We start from the raw sequence: 17328 nt of genomic DNA on the forward strand, positions 1-17328 counted from the left end.
CCTGCGGGGCAGGGCTTCGGGGGGGGCCTGAAGGGCCAAGCGCCTCTACGACGCGAACAACCGCGCGGGCCAGGCCGCATGCGCCTCTGCCCCGATCTCGAGCAGCGGCGCGGACGCCGCGGGCAACGCGTCGACCCCGTCGAGCAGCGCCGCCCGCGCTGCTTCCGCCGCCTCCCGGGCCACGAGGTCGAGCTCGGGCGCGAGGCGGGCGAGGACCCCCGTCGCGTCGAACGGGTCCAGGCTCAGCAACCGCACGGTCGCCGTCGCGGGCCCGCTGACGCACTCGTACGCGGAGCAGTACGCGGAATCCTCCGCCCCGAGTCCCGCCGCCCGCGCGGCAAGGCCGAGGACGACGGGCTGGTGCGCGCCCCTGGGCCGGGCGGCGGCCAGCTGGTCCAGGGAAGGGTCGGGCCACGCGGACCGCGCGGCCCGCATCATCTGCCGACCGAGCCGCCGCCCGGCGACCCGGAGTGCGGCCGAGGGGGTGCGTGCGTCGGCGGCCTCGTCGAGCTCCAGCGGATCGAGCCCGAGCGCGGCCGCCGCCGCCAGTGCGGCCGACACGAGCCCGGTCGTGTGCAGCCGCCCCCGGCAGAACTCCTCCAGGTCGGCGGCCCCGGTGATGCGCCCCGCCTTGACGGCTTCCTCGGCCCCGCCGGAGTGCGCGTGCCCTCCGGCGGGAAATCGGCCGTCGGCAAGGACGAGTAGTGCGGCTCGGGACATGACAGCGCCCGTCAGAACAGGAAGTACCGCTGGGCGAGCGGCAGTTCGGCGGCGGGTGACGGCTCGACGAGCTCACCGTCGATGGTGACGGCGAAGCTGTCGGGCGCGACCTCCACCCTCGGCAGGGCGTCGTTCTCGCGCATGTCAGCCTTCGTGCGTCCGCGCGTGGAACGGATCGCGGTGAACTCCTTGGCCACAGCGAGCCGTTCCGGCAGCCCGTCGTCGAGCGCCGACTGCGTGACGAAGTTGAGCGAGTTGAGCCCCGGCGCCTTGCCGCGCGCACCGAACATGGGCCGCGGCAGGACCGGCTGCGGAGTGGGGATGGAGGCGTTGGCGTCGCCCATCTGCGCGTACGCGATCTGGCCGCCCTTGATGACCAGCTGCGGCTTGACGCCGAAGAACTTCGGGTCCCACAGCACCAGGTCGGCGAGTTTGCCGCTCTCCACCGAGCCGATCTCGTGGTCGACGCCCTGCGCGACCGCCGCATTGATCGTGTACTTGGCGACATAGCGACGCGCGCGCCGGTTGTCGGCGCGGGTGTCCCCCGGCAGGAAACCGCGCCGCCGCTTCATCACGTGCGCGGTCTGCCAGGTCCGCATGACGACCTCGCCGATGCGCCCCATGGCCTGCGAGTCCGACGACATGATCGAGATGGCGCCGATGTCGTGCAGGATGTCCTCGGCCCCGATGGTGGTGGGCCGGATCCGCGACTCGGCGAACGCGAGGTCCTCGGGGACCGCCGGGTTGAGGTGGTGACAGACCATCAGCATGTCGAGGTGCTCCTCGACGGTGTTGACGGTGTGCGGCCGGGTCGGGTTGGTGGAGCTGGGCAGCATGTTCGGCAGCGACACCGCCGTGATCATGTCGGGGGCGTGTCCGCCGCCCGCGCCCTCGACGTGGAAGGCGTGCAGGGTGCGGCCCGCGACGGCGGCGAACGTGGCGTCGATGAAGCCCGCTTCGTTCAGGGTGTCGGTGTGGACGGCGAGCTGGGCGCCGGTCTCCTCGCAGACGTTCAGGCAGGCGTCGATGGTGGCGGGGGTCGCGCCCCAGTCCTCGTGAATCTTGAAACTGACGGCTCCGGCCCGCAGTTGGGCGTGCATGGACGCGGCGGAGACCGTGTTGCCCTTGCCGAGGAAGCCGATGTTGACGGGGCTGGAGTCCATCGCGGCGAACATCCGGGCCAGATGCCAGGAGCCGGGCGTGATCGTGGTCGCCTTGCTGCCTTCGGCGGGTCCGGTGCCGCCGCCGATGAGGGTGGTGACCCCGGAGGCGAGCGCCTCGTCGACGATGGTCGGCGAGATGAAGTGGATGTGGGTGTCGATGCCGCCGGCGGTGAGGATCTTGCCGTTGCCCGAGATGACCTCCGTCTCCGGGCCGATCACGAGATCGGGGTGCACGCCGTCCATCGTGTCCGGGTTGCCGGACTTGCCGATGCCGGTGACACGCCCGTCGCGTATGCCGATGTCGGCCTTGACGACGCCCCAGTGATCGATGATCACGGCGCCGGTGATGACGGTGTCGGGGGCGCCTTCGGCGCGCGTCGTGCGCGACTGCCCCATCGACTCACGGATGACCTTGCCGCCGCCGAACACGGCCTCGTCCCCGGAGCGTCCGGGGCCGCCGGAGCGGTCCTCCTCTATCTCGACGAGCAGGTCGGTGTCGGCGAGCCGGATCCGGTCACCCGTGGTGGGGCCGAACAGGTCGGCGTACGCGGCGCGGGACAGTTCAGGCATCGAGGGGACCTCCGGTCTCGCCGCGAAGCCCGGGCACGACGCGCAGACCGGCCAGGGGGACGAGTTCGACGTCGACGGGGATTCCGGGCTCGAAGCGCACGGCGGTCCCGGCGGCGATGTTGAGCCGCTTGCCGCGGGCGGCGCCGCGGTCGAAGTCGAGACCGGGGTTGGCCTCGGCGAAGTGGTAGTGCGAGCCGACCTGGACGGGGCGGTCGGCGGCGTTGAGGACGGTGAGGGCGGTGACCTCGCGGCCTGCGTTGTAGGCGACGGGCTCGTCGGCGAAGAGGATCTCGCCGGGGATCACGGGATGCGTGGGACTCATGCGGCCGGCCCCCGTCAGACGATCGGGTCGTGGACGGTGACGAGCTTGGTGCCGTCCGGGAAGGTGGCCTCGACCTGGACGTCGTGGATCATCTCGGGAATACCGCTCATGACGTCCTCGCGGGTGAGCACCTTGCGCCCCGACGACATGAGTTCGGAGACGGTGCGGCCGTCACGGGCACCTTCGAGGATGTGGGACGTGATGAGCGCGATCGCCTCGGGGTGGTTGAGCAGCAGCCCCCGCGCCCTTCGCTTCTCGGCCACGTCCGCGGCCACATGGATGAGCAGTCTCTCCTGCTCGTGCGGGGTCAGTTGCACGCGTCCCACCTCACAGTCCTCGCTCCGGACCGTGCGGGGTCCGGCTGCCGCGGCCACCGCGACGGATATAGATGTAACACACAGGCAGTGCGCTTGATCTTGCGCACCCCGGTTACGAAATCCCCTGGTGGCGTGGGATCGCAGGCTAGTTGGGAGGAGTTTCAACGAGGTTAACCAGCGCTTGACCGCCCCATGACCATCAGCTGGGCAGACCCATACTCATCGGCTGGGCCCACCCACGCTCAGCGGCCGGGACGGCCCTTGCTCAGCGGCTGGGCCCACCCGCGCTCAGTGGCAGGGACGGCCCACGCTCATCGACTGGGCCCGCCCATGCTCATCAGGCCGCGCAGACCGTCCTGGAGCGCCTCGACCGGAACCTCGTCGAAGAGCGCGAGTTGAGCGGCGAATCCCTGCGCGGTGGCGACCATCACCCGCGCGACATGGTCGGCCGGGACGTCGTCGCGCATCATGCCCGCCGCCTGATACCCCTCGACGATCTTCACCCAGGCGACCCGCACCTTGGCGTACCCCTGGTTCATCACGGCCGCGAGCTCTTCGTTGCGCAGGGTCTCCGCCCACACCTGGACGATCAGCCGCGGGAAGTACGAGACCTCCCCCTCCTGGACGCCCGGCTTCCGGCCGAGTACCTGGGTCAGCGCACGGCCGACCAGCTCGTCCGGCGGTGGCGGCGGAGTCTCCTTGGCCGCCGCCTCGAAGGTCGCCTGGATCCATTCGAGGACCTCGCCGACGATCGCCCCGATCAGCTCCTCCTTGCCCCGGAAGTAGCGGTAGACCGCCCCGGCCGAGAGGCCGACCTCCTTGAGCACGTCCTGCATCGAGGTGGCGTGGAAACCGTTGCGGGCGAAGCAGAGGGCGGCGCCGTCCATGATCTGGCGGCGGCGTGCGTCTAGGTGCTCCTGGGATACGCGGGCCATGCGGCCAAAACTAAAACGAACATTCATTCTTGACAAGCTCCACACGCGGCAGCACAGTAAGAGCATCTCGTAAAACGAACGATCCTTCTCTTTAATCCGAACCTAGCCAAACCCAGCCGACCTCAGCCGACCCCAGAAGGAGCTCAGCTCATGCCCACGCCCGTCGCCACCTCGCCTCCCCAGGGCCGCCGCATGGTGGCCGTGGCCGTCCTGGTCTCCGCCGTCGTGGCCCTCGCCCTGTGGGCCTTCGCCTGGCCCGCCACCAGGACCGCCCCGCGCGATCTGCCCCTCGGCGTCGCGGGGCCCGCCGCGGCGACGGCTCCGCTGAAGGCACAACTGGGCGACCAGAAGGGCGCGTTCGAGGTTCATCAGTACGCCGATGAGTCCGCGGCCCGCGCTGCCATCGAGGACCGGGATGTGTACGGGGCGGTCGTCGTGACACCGCGGGGCATGGAGCTGCTGACCGCGACGGCGGCGAGCCCGGTGGTCGCCCAGCTCCTGGAGCAGGCGGTGACCGATCAGGTCCCTGAGGGCGCCGAGGTGCGGACCACTGACGTGGTGGCCGCGCCCGCGGCCGACCCGCGGGGCTCCGCCCTCGGCGCGAGTGTCCTGCCGCTGGCCATCGCGGGAGTCGCGGCGGGTGCGATGGTGACGATGTCCGGCCTGCGCGGCATCCGCGCGGCGGCCACTCTCGTGCTGGCCGCCGGGGCGGTCGGCGCGGTCGCCGCTGCCGTGACGCACAGCTGGCTCGGCGTCCTGACGGGCAACTGGTGGGCGGAAGCCGGGGTGTTGGGGCTCTCGACGCTCGCGGTGGGCGGCGCCGTCGCGGGCTGCGCCGCGCTCTTGGGCCCGGCGGGGATCGGGGTCGGCGCGCTGACCATGGTGCTGCTCGGCAACCCGTTCTCCGGCGTGACCTCAGCACCGCAACTGCTGCCCGAACCGGTCGGCTTCATCGGGCAGTTGCTGCCGCCGGGCGCCGGAGGCACCTTGTTGCGCTCGGTGTCCTTCTTCGACGGCGCGCACATCACGGGCCCGCTCGTCACCCTCGCCGCCTGGGCCCTGCTCGGCCTGACGGCCGTACTGCTCGGCGCGCTCCGCCGCCGCCCCGCGGCCGCGTCGCGCGACGCGGCGCCCACGGCGCCGGAAGCGGTGCCGGTCTCCTAGGCCTCCGATCTCCTGACGCATGCGGTCTCCCGACGCTTCCGGTCTCCTGACGCTTCCAGCCGCACCCAGGGCCAGGACGCACAGACAGCCGTACGCCCCCGCTGTAGCGGACGGGGGCGTACGGCCCCATACGGCCATGCCTGCGTTCCCTGCGCTCCCTGCGCTACCGGCGTTGCCGCGTTCCCTTCGTGCAATCGCCCGACGGTTACGTCGCGTTGGGGCCCCGGTGCTCGGCCGCGATGCCGAAACGCCGCCGCTCACCCGCACCGGACGAGGACGACGCCGGGCGCAACGACGAGACGGAGCTGATCACCTGCTCCTCGTCGGCCTCGGGCAGCGCTTCGGGCAGCGCTTCGAGCCGCTCCAGGTCGGCGGCGGACACAAGGGCCACGAGTGGCTTGCCGTGACGAGTGACGACCACCCGCTCACCGCCGTACACGACGCGGTTGATCAGGTCGGCGAGCTCTGCACGGGCTTGCGTCACCGGAATCTCGTAGGCCATGCTCCCCAGCTTACCGGCGTCCCGCGCGGCCATCCGGTCCGCGAGCAACGGATGCGCCGCAGGTCAGCCCGCCCCTCACAAGTCGGACTTCGGGTCGCGCGAGTGCGGTGGCGACGACTCCAACTGCCGAGTGCCCTCACCGTGGTCGACGTCGTGCTGGGCCAGGAGCGTGAGCAGCTCCGCCACGGCGAGCCCCGACTCGGCGGGGTGGCGCAGAATTGTCCCCGCTTCGATGCGATACGTGTTGGAACGGCCTTGCCGCGTGTGCGAGAGATATCCACCTTCCTCCAGATCAGAAACGATCTTCTGCACGGCACGCTCGGTGAGCCGGCAGCGAGCGGCGATGTCACGGATGCGGGTCGCGGGATCATCGGCGATCGCGGCCAGCACGCGGGCGTGGTTGGTGAGGAAGGTCCAACCGCTGTGTGATTCAGGTACTGCTCCCATCCCTACAAGGTAGGGCGTTTGATTCACGCATTCAAAAGGGCGAACGACATTTCCTGTATCTCTTGACGGGTAAGCCCTCTCGGACCGACGCTGGGTGAGGTGATGACGCCCGGACGTCTACGGAGTGGCCGCCATGACAGAACGTGTACTTACCGCGCAGGTCGCGGAGGAGTCGGCCGTCGCGGAGGATCTGGTGTCCTTGCAGGGTGACCTGACGTCGTTGCCGGATGACCTGGTGTCCGTCGCGGAGGCGGAAGTACAGCAGGACCCGCGCGTCGAACTCGTCCAGCTGCGGCGGGCCATGGAGACCAGGCCCGTCATCGACATGGCCCGCGGGGTCCTGATGGCCTCGTTCGGCCTGAGCCCCGATGACGCGTGGGGCATGCTGGTCTCGATCTCCCAGAACACGAACACCAAGCTGCACCTCGTGGCCGACGAACTGGTCGGCGCCGTCACGGAAGGGAAGACCCCGAAGCCGTTCCGACGCCAACTGGCCACGACGATCGCCCGGCTCCAGGCGGCACCGGCGACGCCCAGGGCGCGACAGTGAACCCACCCGCACCGGGGGTTCAGTTCGGGAGCGCCGCGATCCGTAGCGGCCGGGCAGCGCGCGCAGTGACCTCGCCCTGGCTGACGTCCGCCCACCACGCCCCGCCGTCCTCCATATGGCGCAGCAGTACGCCTTCGCGGATGGCCCAGGGGCAGAGGGTGACCGCCTTGACGCCCGTCAGCTTCATCGCCGTGTGTCCGACGATGGCCCCGGCCAGGCTCTGCGCGGCCCGCGGCGCCGATACCCCCGGGAGCGCGGCACGCTCGGCCACCGGCAGCGCGGCGAGACGGTCGCGGCAGTGGCGCAGGTCCGCCCGGGTCAACTGCCGTGCCATGAAGGGCCCGTGACGGCCGGGCGCGGCGCCGCCGAGCCGCGCGAGCTGCTGGAACGTCCGCGAGGTCGCCACAGCGGTGCGCGGGCCCTCCCAGCGGATCCGTGCGGCGACGTCCCGCAGCTGGTGCCGCACCTTGCGCCGCAGGGCCTTCACGCTCTGCTCGGTCGGCGGGTCCTCCCCGTCGAAGAACTCCCGGGTCAGCCGGCGGGCGCCGAGGGGCAGCGAAGCCACGTAATCCGGGAGCCTGCCGCGTCCGAAGGCCACCTCGAGCGAGCCGCCGCCGATGTCGAACATGGCGAGGGGCCCGGCCCGCCAGCCCATCCACCGCCGGGCTCCGAGGAAGGTGAGTTCGGCCTCCACCTCGCCGGGCAGTGTGCACAGCGGTACGCCCGTTTCCTCGCCTATCTCCCGCAACACGTCGATACGGTTGGGTGCGCTGCGCACCACCGTCGTCGCGAAGGCCAGGGGCTCCGCCGCTCCCCATCGCCTGGCCGTACCCGCCGCCTCGGCGACCGCTCTGACGAGCTGCCCCACCGATTCCTCGGGGATCACCCCGCTCGGCCCGACCTCCTCGGAAAGTCTCACCTTCCACTTGGCGGTGTGCACCGGCAAGGGCACACCGTCCTCCGCGTCCACGACAACCAGCCGGACCGCATTCGAACCCACGTCCATCACACTCATCCGCATGTGACTCTGAGTACCCATCAGCCCTGACCTCAGTCACCCTGATTGACCTTCGCGGCACCAGGGAACCCGTGATCCATGACCGTCGATCACGCCCGAGCCCCCGTACTCGAAGCCCTGGCGGACCACCGCAGAAAAGGCCGTATCTCCTTCACCCCACCGGGCCACAAACAGGCCCGGGGCGCCGATCCGCTGGTGCGGGAGGTGCTGGGCGACGCCGTCTTCCACGGTGATCTCCTCGCCTCCGGGGGTCTCGACGACCGCCTCGGCCGCGGCCGGGTCCTCGAACGGGCCGAACATCTGATGGCCGACGCCGTGCACGCGGCGCACACCTTCTTCTCCACGTGCGGCAGCTCCCTGTCGGTCAAGGCGGCGATGCTCTCGGCCGCGGGACCGCACGAGAAGCTGCTCATCGGACGTGACGCGCACAAGTCCGTCGTGTCGGCCCTGATCCTCTCCGGCATCCGCCCGGTCTGGGTCGATCCGAGCTGGGACCCCGACCGGCACCTGGCGCACCCGCCATCGGCCGACGCCTATGCCGAGGCGTTCGCCGCCCACCCCGACGCGATGGGCGCCCTGGTCACCAGCCCGACACCGTACGGAAGCTGCGCCGATCTGCGGGGCATCGCGGATGTCTGCCACCGGCACTCCCGTCCGCTGATCGTGGACGAGGCCTGGGGCGCGCACCTGCCGTTCCACCCCGGCCTGCCGTCGTGGGCGATGGACGCGGGCGCCGACATCTGTGTGACGAGCATCCACAAGATGGGCAGCGGCTTGGAGCAGGGTTCCGTCTTCCACCTCCAGGGCGACCTGGTCGACCCGACGGTGCTGAAGTCCCGGGCCGACCTGTTCGGCACCACGAGCCCGTCCGTGCTCATCTACGCCGGCCTCGACGGCTGGCGCCGCCAGATGGCCCTGCGCGGCAAGGACCTGATGGGGGCGGCCCTGGATCTGGCGGCCGGCGTACGGGCGGAGATCGAGGAGATCGACGGGCTGCACGTGAACGACCGCGTCGACTTCTGCGGCCCCGCCGCCGACTTCGACCCACTGCCGGTCGTCATCGATGTGAGCGGCCTCGGCACGTCGGGATTCCGGGCGGCGGACTGGCTGCGTGAGCACCGCTCGATCGAGGCGCACCTGGCCGACCACCGCCGCATCAGCACCCAGCTCACGCACGCCGACGACCGGGAGACGGCAGATCAGCTCCTGGCCGGGCTGCGGGCCCTGTCCCAGGCCGCTCCCGGCCTGCGTCCGGTGCCGGAGGTGGACGTCCCCTCCCCCACGGCGCTGCGGCTCTCCCAGGTCGATCTGCCACGAGACGCCTACTTCGGGCCGACCGTCGACGTGCCGGTGGCCGAGGCCGCGGGGCGCGTGGCGGCCGAGATGCTGACGCCGTACCCGCCGGGCATTCCCGCGGCGCTGCCCGGCGAACGCCTCACCGAGCCGGTGCTGCGCTACCTGAGCACCGGCAAGGCAGCCGGGATGAACTTGCCCGACGCCGCGGATCCCGGCCTGGACACCGTGCGGGTCGTCGGGGAGCCGGCCGGCTGACAGCCGGCCACCAGGAGCGGGCCACCTGACCCAATCCAAGGAAAGAGGCCCGGACGTCACCGTCCGGGCCCCCACGAAGAGAGTGAGCAGTCATGCGTGTCGCATTCCTGATGGCGCCCGAGGGCGTCGAGCAGATCGAACTCACCGACCCCTGGAAGGCGGTGACCGACGCGGGCGGCGAGCCCGTCCTCGTGTCGACCGAGGCGGGCCGTGTCCAGGCCTTCGACCACCTCGACAAGGCCGACACGTTCCCCGTGGACGAGGTCGTCGGCGAGGTGTCGGCGGAGTCCTTCGACGGGCTCGTGCTGCCGGGCGGCGTGGCCAATCCGGACGCGCTGCGGCTCGACGAGCAGGCCGTCTCCTTCGTACGCGGCTTCTTCGAGGGTGGCCGGCCGGTGGCCGCCATCTGCCATGCCCCGTGGGTCCTCGTCGAGGCCGGCGTCGTGTCGGGCCGTGGACTGACCTCGTTCCCCAGCCTCCGTACGGACATCCGCAACGCGGGCGGCACCTGGGTGGACGAGCAGGTGAAGGTCTGCCACGACGGGCCCAACACGCTGATCACCAGCCGCAAGCCGGACGACCTCAAGGCGTTCTGCGAGGCGTTCCTGACGGAGTTCGGGAAGCCCAGCGGTTCCTGAGCTTCCCGAACTTCCCTGCTGGGGGCATCAGTCCCTCGGAAGCAGCGGCCCCAGCGGCCCGAGGTCCAGATTCAGGTCCTCGGGCCGCAGGCCGTAGCGGTCGCGCAGTTCGGCCATGCGATCGTCGAGGAGCATCAGCGTGAGGCCGATGCGCTCCTCCTGGTCCTCGTCCAGCTCGCCGGTGTCGAACCGGCGCACGGCCTGCCGTTCCATGAGCTGCCGCAGCAGCTCCACGACGGTCAGGACCAGCTTGATCAGATCGCGTTCGACCGTGTCCGGCTCCAGTTCCAGCCGGTTCTTTCCCGCCGGCCGCTCCCGGACCTGCTCTCGGATCTGCTCGCGCACCTGCTCGGGCTCGCGCTCGGGCCGGGCCTCACTCACAGCAACTCCTCGAACGGTGACGGAACTTGCTCGTTCACCGAGCTGATGAGCGCGTTCAGGTCGATGCGGACGAGATCGACGTCCGCGATGCGCAGGGTGAGGTCGCCTTTGATGACGACCCCGCCCGCGAGCAGCCGGTCGAGCAGGTCGACCAGGGCGACCTCGCGGCGTTCGATGACGGTCACAGCCCCGCCTCCCCCGCCACGTCGTCCCCTTCGACCTCCACGCCGGCGAAGGAGTACGCGGCCCACGGTCCGGTGAGCTCCACGCGCATGCCGGACTCCTCGCCCTTCACGCGCTCCACCAGCTCGACGAAGGCCTCCGAGTCCGCGCGCGACACCAGATAGGCCGCGTTGAGCACATTGCGGCCCGACTCCTTGGAGAGCGCGGAGTTCTGTGGCGCGTGCAGCCGGGCGTCCTCCGCGTGCCCGCAGAGCGTGTCGTGCAGCCGGTGGGCGAACTTCTCGGCGCTCTCCCACATCTCTTCGTGCGCCCGGTTGCGCTGCCGGCGCTGGCGAAGATAGTCCCGGCCCGACGCGGGCTTCTCCGGCTCGGCGGCCGGACCCGCGGCCTGCGCGTCGGAGTAGATCTTGACACCCCATTCCACGCGGCCGTCGAGCCGGTCGAGTGTGCGCCTGAAGGAGTCCTCCCGTGCCTCCATCATCGCGCGCACTCCCGCGTCGTCCCGGAACACCGTGGCGAGGCGCAACGGCAGCGGCGTGGTGACCGCCGTGAGCGCGTCGATCACGGACTGGTGAGCGCGCGCGGTGGCGCTCAGCCAGTCCAGGTCCTCCAGATGGCGCCGCAGCGGCTCCTCGGCGAAGTCCTGCTCCGGCACTGTGCCGACCACGGCGATCAGACCGTGGTGCGACAGCTGACCGGGGGGCGCGCCGTCCACCCCGGTCACCTGCGCCTGAAGCGCCGCGTCGAAGGGCCGGCAGATCGCGTAGACGTACCGCAGTCCACTCATGTGCTCTCCTCAGCCGTGCCGCGCTTCGTGCTTCCTTCTTCCACCTTGGCTCGCTCCGTCCTGCCCTCCTGCCCCGTCCTGCCTTGCTCCAGTTCGGCGACATGCGCGCGCAACTCGGCGTTCTCACGGGTGAGTTCGTCCCGGCGTGCGCGGGTGGAGAGCGCGGGGTCGTCCTCCCACCAGTCGATCCCCATCTCCTTCGCCTTGTCGACGGAGGCGACGATGAGCCGCAGCTTGATCGTCAGGAGTTCGATGTCGAGCAGGTTGATCCGGATGTCTCCGGCGATCACGATTCCCTTGTCGAGCACGCGCTCCAGGATGTCGGCGAGGTTCGCGCCGCCGCCCTGCCCGTACGGCTCCGGCATCCGGCCAGCCATCGTCATCGACGGCTCCCGCTCATCTCGGCGTCTTCGTCGTGCTTCGCCTCGTCCTCATCCTCGTACTCGTCGTACTTCGCCTCGTCGGCGTCCTCGGCGTCCTCGGCGTCCTCGTCTTCGTCGTACTCGTCCTCGTAGGACTCCTCGGGCTGTTCCTCGTCGTCGCGCTCCTCTTCGTCGCGCGCTTCCTCGTCGTGCTCGCCTTCCTCGTCCTCGTAGGACTCCTCCGGCTGCTCCTCGTCGCCCTCGTACTCGTCCTCGGCGACGTCCTCCTGCTCGGCCTCTTCCTCCGCGACCGCGTCGTCGTGGCTGTGGACGACCTCACCGTCGCGGATCTCGCCGCGCCAGCCGTCCTCCGCCTCACCCTTGATGGTGATGAAGCGCGCGTAGTTCTTCAGGTCGAGCCGGGCCCGGCGGCCCTGGGCGCGCCAGATGTTGCCGGTCTTCTCGAAGAGGCCCTTCGGGTAGTACTCGATGACCAGCAGGACGCGCGTGAGGTTCTCGGCCAGCGAGTGGAAGGAGACGACGCCCTTCGTGGTGCCCTTCGCGCCCTCCGAGGTCCACGCGATCCGCTCGTCCGCGATCTGCTCCGTGGTGTGGGCCTTCCAACTCCTGCTGGACCAGAAGATCTTGGCCTGCCAGTCGGAGGTGGTGTCGTCGGCGCGGTTCGCACTCTTGACGCCCTTGGCGAAGGTGCTGAAGTCCTGGTACTGGGTCCACTGGTCGTACGCGGTGCGCAGCGGCACGCCGACGTCGATGAACTCCATGATGACCGTAGGCTTCTTGCCGGCCCCGCTCTTGCGGCGGCCCTTGCCACCGGTCATGTTCTTGAAGGCTCCGACAACGCTGTCCTTGGCGCGGCCGGCACCGATCTCCACGGCGGACCGCAGCGGCCCCTTGCCCTCGGCCATCTTGCGGCCGCCGTCGAGGGCGAGCTTGGCGAAGCCCGGGCTGTTGCCCTCGGCGATGTCGTTGAGCTTGCCCGTCGTCTGGCCGAGCTTGTGGCCCACTCCGACCAGCAGCCGCTGGGCCTGGGCGCCCAGGTACTCCTGGACCTCGGACTTCAGGCGGTCGGCGGCCTCGCTCTGCACGATGCCGGTGAGCGGATTCTCCTTCGCCTTGCCCGAGGCGGACTTCAAGGTGTCACTCATCGCGGCCCCCCTCCTTCGGCAACCGGGCCCCGGTGGCACGGCGCGCGGACGACTTCGCCGCGGCCCTGGCGGGGGCCTTCTTCGCCGTCTTCTTCGCAGGGCTCTTCTTCGCCGCCGTCTTCCTGGCGGGAGTCTTCTTGGCGGCCGCCTTCTTGGGGGCGGCCTTCTGCGCGGGAGCCTTCTTACGCGGCCGTGGCCTGTCCTCGGGCTCCTCGTCGGACTCCGCGTCGGCGGACTCCTCGTGGTCCCGCTCGTCCCGGTCGTCCTCGTCGTCGTACTCCTCGTACGCGTCGTCCGGCTCTTCCTCGTCCTCCTCGGTGTCGCGACCCGGTATGTCCGGTTTCACGCCCGAGAGCTGGTCCCGTACATCCGCCGTCCGGCCGTGTAGCCGGTCGGCCAGGCCCGAGATCTGCCGCTCGACCAGGGCTCCGGTCGCGGCCTTGCCGACCCCGCGCATGTCCTGGCGCAGCTGGTCGCCGATCTCCTTGAACTGCGGGTTGTTCTGCAGCTGTTGGGAGAGCAGGTCACCCAGGGCGCGCGGGCTCAGGTTCATCCGCTTGCCGGCCACCATGGTGCCGACGGCGAACGCGAGTTTCATCTTCTTCGTACGTCCGAGGACGTATCCGGCCCCTACGGCGAGGCCAAGTCCCACTCGATTCATTGTGTCGTCCCGTTGTTGGTTCCCGCGCCGGGGCGCAGGCCTATTTCCAGGCGGTCGAGCAACTCGTCCTCCCGGCGGTCGAATTCCTCCTCCCCGATCTCGCCCGACTCGAGCTGCTGCTCGAGAAGGGCGAGTTCGGACCGGACGGTGGCCGGGTCGTAGTACAGGCGCTCAGCCTCGGCGAGTACCTGGCTCACCGCCCAGAGGCCGCCGCGCACCGGGGCGAGCGGCAGCATCAGTACTTCGCCGATCAGTCCCATGAGCTACTCCCGGCCGGCCTGCGAGCTCGCGGACTCCGGAGCGGCCCCGTTCGGCTCGGAAGGACCGGGCTCGACGAAGCTGTAGGGCGGCAGCGGTCCGTTGACGCGCAGTTCGATGTGCGGGTGGGCCTTGCGGGCTTCCTCGACGGCTGCGAGAAACACCTCGGCCGACTTGCGCTCCACCAGGAACGACAGGTTGGCCAGCCATCCCGTGGACTCGGGGCCCACGCTGACGGAGTGCGCCGTCGGCTCCAGGGTGCGGTGCAGTGCCACCGCGTCCTCGGCCTCGCGGCTCTGGAGCGCGGAAACCACCATCTCGCCGAGCTGCAGCTTCTGTTCGTAACTGCCGCCGCCCGCTTGGCGGTTGGCCTCGGCCAGTGCCTGCACCTCGGGGTTGTCCGCCATCACGCGGTGCAGTGCGGCCTGCTCGTCGTGGCTGGCCTTGACGTTGTACTCGACCTTGCCGGCCAGCGTCGAGAGCCGCTCGTGGTAGTGCTCGGCGCGCTCCGCCAGGACGCTGGTGACGGCCGCGTCGTCGGGGGCGACGTTGCCGAACCGCATGGGCAGGACCGGACCCGCCGCGCCCGCCTCGTTCAGCACGTTCTGGTGGGCCAGCAGGTCGTTGCGCTTGGCGCGCAGCCCGTCGGGGGCGTCGCTGACGATCGCCGCCAGGTCACCCTCCTTGAGGATGCGCACGGGGCGGGCCGGCTTGCCCACGCCCTCCATGCCCTCGGGGAGGGACGGGTGCGAACCCGCGGTGATGCCGTAGACGTACGTGCTCATTCCTGCTCCTCCTTCCGGCGCGCCGACGTGCTCTTGCGGGCACGCGGGCGGGACTCCGACTGGCTCTCTTCACGCGACTGCTTGAACGCGTCGGAAATGGTCTCGGCCGCACCCGAAAGGGCGCCCTTCGACTTGCCGCGCGCACCGGATTCGGTCATCTCGCCCACGAGGTCGGGGAGACCGGGGTCCTTGTGCGGACCTGACTCCAGGTCGAGACGGTTGCACGCCTCGGCGAAGCGCAGGTAGGTGTCGACACTCGCGACCACCACACGGACGTCGATCTTCAGGATCTCGATGCCGACGAGCGAGACACGCACGAAGGCGTCGATCACGAGGCCGCGGTCGAGAACGAGCTCCAGGACGTCGTACAGACCACTGCTGCCGCCCGATCCGCCGGATTGCTGTGCAGGGACAACGGTCATGCCGATCGACCCTCCTTAGTCTGGGATATCTGTGGACATTTCGCGGAAACCCGCGCGAACAGCCGCTTCAGCGGCCGCCGGCCTTGCTGCCGTCGGCACGTCCGCGTTCGTAGCGGCGGACGCGCCGGTAACCCAGGAGTTCGCCCTGCGGGTCGCACTCCACCTGATAGCTCGCGAGGAGACTCATCGTGTCCGGCACCCGGGTGAGTTCCAGGACCTCGATCTCCAACGTCCAGCCATCCTCGGTCTGTTCGAAGGACGACACGGACTCGGCGGCCATCCCGGTCAGCTCGGCGAGCTGGGTGCGTGCGATGCGCAGCACCTCCATGGGGCCCGGGCGGCGCTTCGCGCTGCCGCTTTCCGCGTGTTCGGTTGAATTACCCGAGTTCTGCGAACTCGCCTTCTTCTTCTCTGGATCCGATGATGTGTTCAATATGGCCACCTCGGTTCTTCGAGTGGCCCGTAACCCGTTGGCCAAACATCTCTGTTCGGGTGGCCCGGATCACTGACCCCAGCGGTGCGGCACCTCGGGCTCCACGCCGCCCGGGTGTGTCGCGTCCACGGTCGGCGGCGCCGTCGGGCGCTCGGGCGCCGGCGGCGTCACGGGCGGCGGGGTCATGGCCGGCCCGTCCACGGACGGCAGGTGGCCCCCGGAAGAGCGGCCCGCCGAGGGACGCGCCGCGTTGCGCAGCAGATACGCCACACCACCGAGCACCACCGCGGTGATCAGCGCCGCCGCCCAGTCGGGCAGCCACAGAGCGAGCGCGAGGCCGACGGCGAGTGCCAGCGCCGCGCCCGCGTAGAGGGCGAAGGCCCCCGCACCGGCGTACAGCGCGGCCTTGCGACGCTGCCCGCGCGTCTGCTCCCGCAGTTCGTCCCGTACGGCCTCGCGGGCCGCACGCGTCAGTTCATCGACGAGGCTCTTGTCCAGATGCTCCAAACGATTCATGGCGCCCGAGTACCCGTCCGTCCGTACGCGTAACGCTCGGCCCCGGCCTGCGCTCGCCGTGCCGGGTCGCTTGCTCGAAGGCGTGGCCGATCCGCAGAACGCGTAGGTCGCCGCGGTGCGGCCCGACGATCTGCAGCCCGACCGGCAGTCCGCCGGGGGTGAATCCGGCGGGCACGGACAGGGCCGGGCAACCGGTGGCGGACACCAGGTACGCCGAGCGCATCCAGTCCAGGTAGTCCGCCATCGGCACCCCGTCGATGTTGTCCGGATACTCCAACTCGACGTCAAAAGGTGGCACTTGGCTTGTCGGCAGAATCAGCGCGTCGTAGCGGCCGAAGAACTCCCGCATCCGGTGGAACAGTTCGCCGTGCAGCACGGTGGCCCGCTCCAGGTCGATGCCGGTGAGCGCACGCCCTTGTCGTACGTTGCGGACGAGGCTGGGTTTCATCCGGTCCGCCGCGCTCTCCACGAGCGCACCGAGCGCCAGGTGGAACTGCCAGGCGCGGAACGTCCGGAACACCTCGTCGGCGCCGCCCAGTTCGGGGCACGTCTCCTCGACCGCGCATCCCAGGTCGGCGAAGACGGTGACGGCGGGCGCGAGCACGTTCCTGACCTCGCGGTCGACCGGGACCGCGCCGCCCAGATCGGGTGACCAGGCGATCCGCAGCCCCCGCAGATCCTGCTCCAGCGACCCGCCGAAGGCGCTCCCCGGCGTCTCCAGGGCGATCGGTGAGCGCGGGTCGGGCCCGGCGACGACGGAAAGCAGCAGAGCCGCGTCGGCGACGGTGCGTGCCATCGGCCCCTGCACGGCCATCGTCGACCAGGGCGCGGTGTCCGGCCAGCTCGGCACCCGGCCCGGCGAGGGGCGCAGGCCCACCACGTTGCAGAACGACGCGGGGTTGCGCAGCGAACCGCCCATGTCGCTGCCGTCGGCCAGGGGATGCATGCCGCAGGCGAGCGCGGCCGCCGCTCCCCCGCTGCTGCCGCCCGCCGATCGCCGGAGGTCGTACGGGTTGCGGGTCGCCCCGAAGACCGGGTTGACGGTGTGCGAACCGGCCGCGAACTCGGGCACGTTGGTCTTCCCGATGGTGATCGCCCCGGCGGCGCGGATGCGCTCGACGATGAGCTCGTCCCGGTCCGGGACGTTGTCGGCGAGGATCGGCGTGCCGTAGGTGGTCCGGATGCCGCGGGTGTCGTGGGTGTCCTTGTGGGCGACGGGCAGTCCGTGCAGCGGGCCGAGCGCGGCGCCGCGCGCGGCGGTCTCGTCCGCGGCATGCGCCTCGTCGAGCGCGCGTTCAGCCACGAGCGTCACGACCGCGTTCACGGGGCCGTTGACCTGCTCGATCCGGTCGAGGTGGGCCTGTACGACCTCACGCGCGGACACCTCACGGGTGCGGATCCTGGCGGTGAGTTCGCGGGCGGTGAGATGGACGAGCTCGGACGCAGTCATACGGCGCTTTCGGCTGGGGGCGGTTGG

General features: G+C 70.5%; 24 protein-coding genes. 4 read left to right on the forward strand and 20 right to left on the reverse strand.

Features of this window, described 5'->3' with window-relative positions:
• Nucleotides 1–45 precede the first annotated feature (45 nt).
• The 5 genes from ACWD02_RS13225 to ACWD02_RS13245 form a co-directional block, all read right to left on the reverse strand.
• The gene (locus tag ACWD02_RS13225) at nucleotides 46–720 is read right to left on the reverse strand and encodes an urease accessory protein UreF (RefSeq protein ID WP_451208585.1); all 675 of its coding nucleotides are present in this window, start codon (nucleotides 718–720) and stop codon (nucleotides 46–48) included.
• Between the two features lie 11 nt (nucleotides 721–731).
• Nucleotides 732–2453 (reverse strand): urease subunit alpha, encoded by a 1722-nt coding sequence (locus tag ACWD02_RS13230; protein WP_451208588.1) that lies wholly within the window; start codon nucleotides 2451–2453, stop codon nucleotides 732–734.
• Nucleotides 2446–2757: an urease subunit beta gene (locus tag ACWD02_RS13235; RefSeq protein ID WP_451209210.1), complete on the reverse strand. Its 312-nt coding sequence runs from the start codon at nucleotides 2755–2757 to the stop codon at nucleotides 2446–2448. The genes ACWD02_RS13230 and ACWD02_RS13235 overlap by 8 nt, the downstream gene beginning before the upstream one ends.
• Nucleotides 2758–2789: 32 nt before the next feature.
• Complete coding sequence (locus tag ACWD02_RS13240; protein WP_451208590.1) at nucleotides 2790–3092, reverse strand: urease subunit gamma; 303 nt, start codon at nucleotides 3090–3092, stop codon at nucleotides 2790–2792.
• 311 nt (nucleotides 3093–3403) lie between these two features.
• Nucleotides 3404–4027 (reverse strand): TetR/AcrR family transcriptional regulator, encoded by a 624-nt coding sequence (locus ACWD02_RS13245; RefSeq protein ID WP_451208593.1) that lies wholly within the window; start codon nucleotides 4025–4027, stop codon nucleotides 3404–3406.
• 150 nt (nucleotides 4028–4177) lie between these two features.
• On the opposite strand from ACWD02_RS13245, the gene ACWD02_RS13250 reads away from it, so the two are divergent.
• Nucleotides 4178–5191, forward strand: coding sequence for an ABC transporter permease (locus ACWD02_RS13250; protein WP_451208596.1), 1014 nt, complete (start codon nucleotides 4178–4180; stop codon nucleotides 5189–5191).
• Nucleotides 5192–5396: 205 nt separating this feature from the next.
• Here the strand turns inward: ACWD02_RS13250 and ACWD02_RS13255 are convergent, their stop codons facing one another.
• On the reverse strand, nucleotides 5397–5693 hold the full coding sequence (locus tag ACWD02_RS13255; RefSeq protein WP_451208599.1) for a type II toxin-antitoxin system Phd/YefM family antitoxin: 297 nt from the start codon (nucleotides 5691–5693) through the stop codon (nucleotides 5397–5399).
• Between the two features lie 75 nt (nucleotides 5694–5768).
• The gene (locus ACWD02_RS13260; protein ID WP_451208602.1) at nucleotides 5769–6140 is read right to left on the reverse strand and encodes a helix-turn-helix transcriptional regulator; all 372 of its coding nucleotides are present in this window, start codon (nucleotides 6138–6140) and stop codon (nucleotides 5769–5771) included.
• A gap of 133 nt (nucleotides 6141–6273) precedes the next feature.
• On the opposite strand from ACWD02_RS13260, the gene ACWD02_RS13265 reads away from it, so the two are divergent.
• Nucleotides 6274–6690: an ANTAR domain-containing protein gene (locus ACWD02_RS13265; RefSeq protein WP_451208605.1), complete on the forward strand. Its 417-nt coding sequence runs from the start codon at nucleotides 6274–6276 to the stop codon at nucleotides 6688–6690.
• A 19-nt stretch (nucleotides 6691–6709) separates the two neighbouring features.
• Here ACWD02_RS13265 and ACWD02_RS13270 read toward each other — a convergent pair whose 3' ends face one another.
• Nucleotides 6710–7711, reverse strand: coding sequence for a Ppx/GppA phosphatase family protein (locus ACWD02_RS13270; protein ID WP_451209213.1), 1002 nt, complete (start codon nucleotides 7709–7711; stop codon nucleotides 6710–6712).
• 75 nt (nucleotides 7712–7786) lie between these two features.
• On the opposite strand from ACWD02_RS13270, the gene ACWD02_RS13275 reads away from it, so the two are divergent.
• Together ACWD02_RS13275 and ACWD02_RS13280 are read left to right on the forward strand one after the other, a co-directional pair.
• Nucleotides 7787–9259: an aminotransferase class I/II-fold pyridoxal phosphate-dependent enzyme gene (locus ACWD02_RS13275; RefSeq protein WP_451208607.1), complete on the forward strand. Its 1473-nt coding sequence runs from the start codon at nucleotides 7787–7789 to the stop codon at nucleotides 9257–9259.
• Between the two features lie 92 nt (nucleotides 9260–9351).
• On the forward strand, nucleotides 9352–9897 hold the full coding sequence (locus ACWD02_RS13280; protein ID WP_451208610.1) for a type 1 glutamine amidotransferase domain-containing protein: 546 nt from the start codon (nucleotides 9352–9354) through the stop codon (nucleotides 9895–9897).
• A 27-nt stretch (nucleotides 9898–9924) separates the two neighbouring features.
• Here ACWD02_RS13280 and ACWD02_RS13285 read toward each other — a convergent pair whose 3' ends face one another.
• The 12 genes from ACWD02_RS13285 to ACWD02_RS13340 all read right to left on the reverse strand — a co-directional run bounded on the left by ACWD02_RS13285 (nucleotide 9925) and on the right by ACWD02_RS13340 (nucleotide 17301).
• Nucleotides 9925–10230 (reverse strand): gas vesicle protein K, encoded by a 306-nt coding sequence (locus ACWD02_RS13285; protein WP_363207851.1) that lies wholly within the window; start codon nucleotides 10228–10230, stop codon nucleotides 9925–9927.
• A gap of 44 nt (nucleotides 10231–10274) precedes the next feature.
• A complete protein-coding gene (locus ACWD02_RS13290; protein WP_451208613.1) occupies nucleotides 10275–10463 on the reverse strand; it encodes a gas vesicle protein in 189 nt (62 codons plus the stop codon).
• Nucleotides 10460–11248, reverse strand: a complete 789-nt coding sequence (locus ACWD02_RS13295) for a GvpL/GvpF family gas vesicle protein (RefSeq protein ID WP_451208616.1) — start codon at nucleotides 11246–11248, stop codon at nucleotides 10460–10462. Before ACWD02_RS13295 ends, ACWD02_RS13290 begins: the two co-directional genes overlap by 4 nt.
• Complete coding sequence (locus ACWD02_RS13300; protein WP_451208619.1) at nucleotides 11245–11631, reverse strand: gas vesicle protein; 387 nt, start codon at nucleotides 11629–11631, stop codon at nucleotides 11245–11247. Before ACWD02_RS13300 ends, ACWD02_RS13295 begins: the two co-directional genes overlap by 4 nt.
• Entirely contained in the window at nucleotides 11628–12776 is a 1149-nt protein-coding gene (locus ACWD02_RS13305; protein ID WP_451208622.1) for an SRPBCC family protein, read from the reverse strand. The genes ACWD02_RS13300 and ACWD02_RS13305 overlap by 4 nt, the downstream gene beginning before the upstream one ends.
• Complete coding sequence (locus tag ACWD02_RS13310) at nucleotides 12769–13437, reverse strand: DNA primase (RefSeq protein ID WP_451208625.1); 669 nt, start codon at nucleotides 13435–13437, stop codon at nucleotides 12769–12771. Before ACWD02_RS13310 ends, ACWD02_RS13305 begins: the two co-directional genes overlap by 8 nt.
• On the reverse strand, nucleotides 13434–13697 hold the full coding sequence (locus tag ACWD02_RS13315) for a gas vesicle protein GvpG (RefSeq protein ID WP_451208628.1): 264 nt from the start codon (nucleotides 13695–13697) through the stop codon (nucleotides 13434–13436). Before ACWD02_RS13315 ends, ACWD02_RS13310 begins: the two co-directional genes overlap by 4 nt.
• A 3-nt stretch (nucleotides 13698–13700) precedes the next feature.
• On the reverse strand, nucleotides 13701–14480 hold the full coding sequence (locus ACWD02_RS13320; protein WP_451208631.1) for a GvpL/GvpF family gas vesicle protein: 780 nt from the start codon (nucleotides 14478–14480) through the stop codon (nucleotides 13701–13703).
• Nucleotides 14477–14902: a gas vesicle structural protein GvpA gene (locus tag ACWD02_RS13325; protein ID WP_451208634.1), complete on the reverse strand. Its 426-nt coding sequence runs from the start codon at nucleotides 14900–14902 to the stop codon at nucleotides 14477–14479. The genes ACWD02_RS13320 and ACWD02_RS13325 overlap by 4 nt, the downstream gene beginning before the upstream one ends.
• 67 nt (nucleotides 14903–14969) lie before the next feature.
• On the reverse strand, nucleotides 14970–15338 hold the full coding sequence (locus ACWD02_RS13330; RefSeq protein ID WP_451209216.1) for a gas vesicle protein GvpO: 369 nt from the start codon (nucleotides 15336–15338) through the stop codon (nucleotides 14970–14972).
• Nucleotides 15339–15404: 66 nt separating this feature from the next.
• Nucleotides 15405–15851 (reverse strand): phage holin family protein, encoded by a 447-nt coding sequence (locus ACWD02_RS13335; RefSeq protein ID WP_451208636.1) that lies wholly within the window; start codon nucleotides 15849–15851, stop codon nucleotides 15405–15407.
• Complete coding sequence (locus ACWD02_RS13340; RefSeq protein ID WP_451208639.1) at nucleotides 15811–17301, reverse strand: amidase; 1491 nt, start codon at nucleotides 17299–17301, stop codon at nucleotides 15811–15813. The genes ACWD02_RS13335 and ACWD02_RS13340 overlap by 41 nt, the downstream gene beginning before the upstream one ends.
• Nucleotides 17302–17328: the final 27 nt, after the last annotated feature.

Source organism: Streptomyces sp. NPDC002853 (assembly GCF_053591915.1).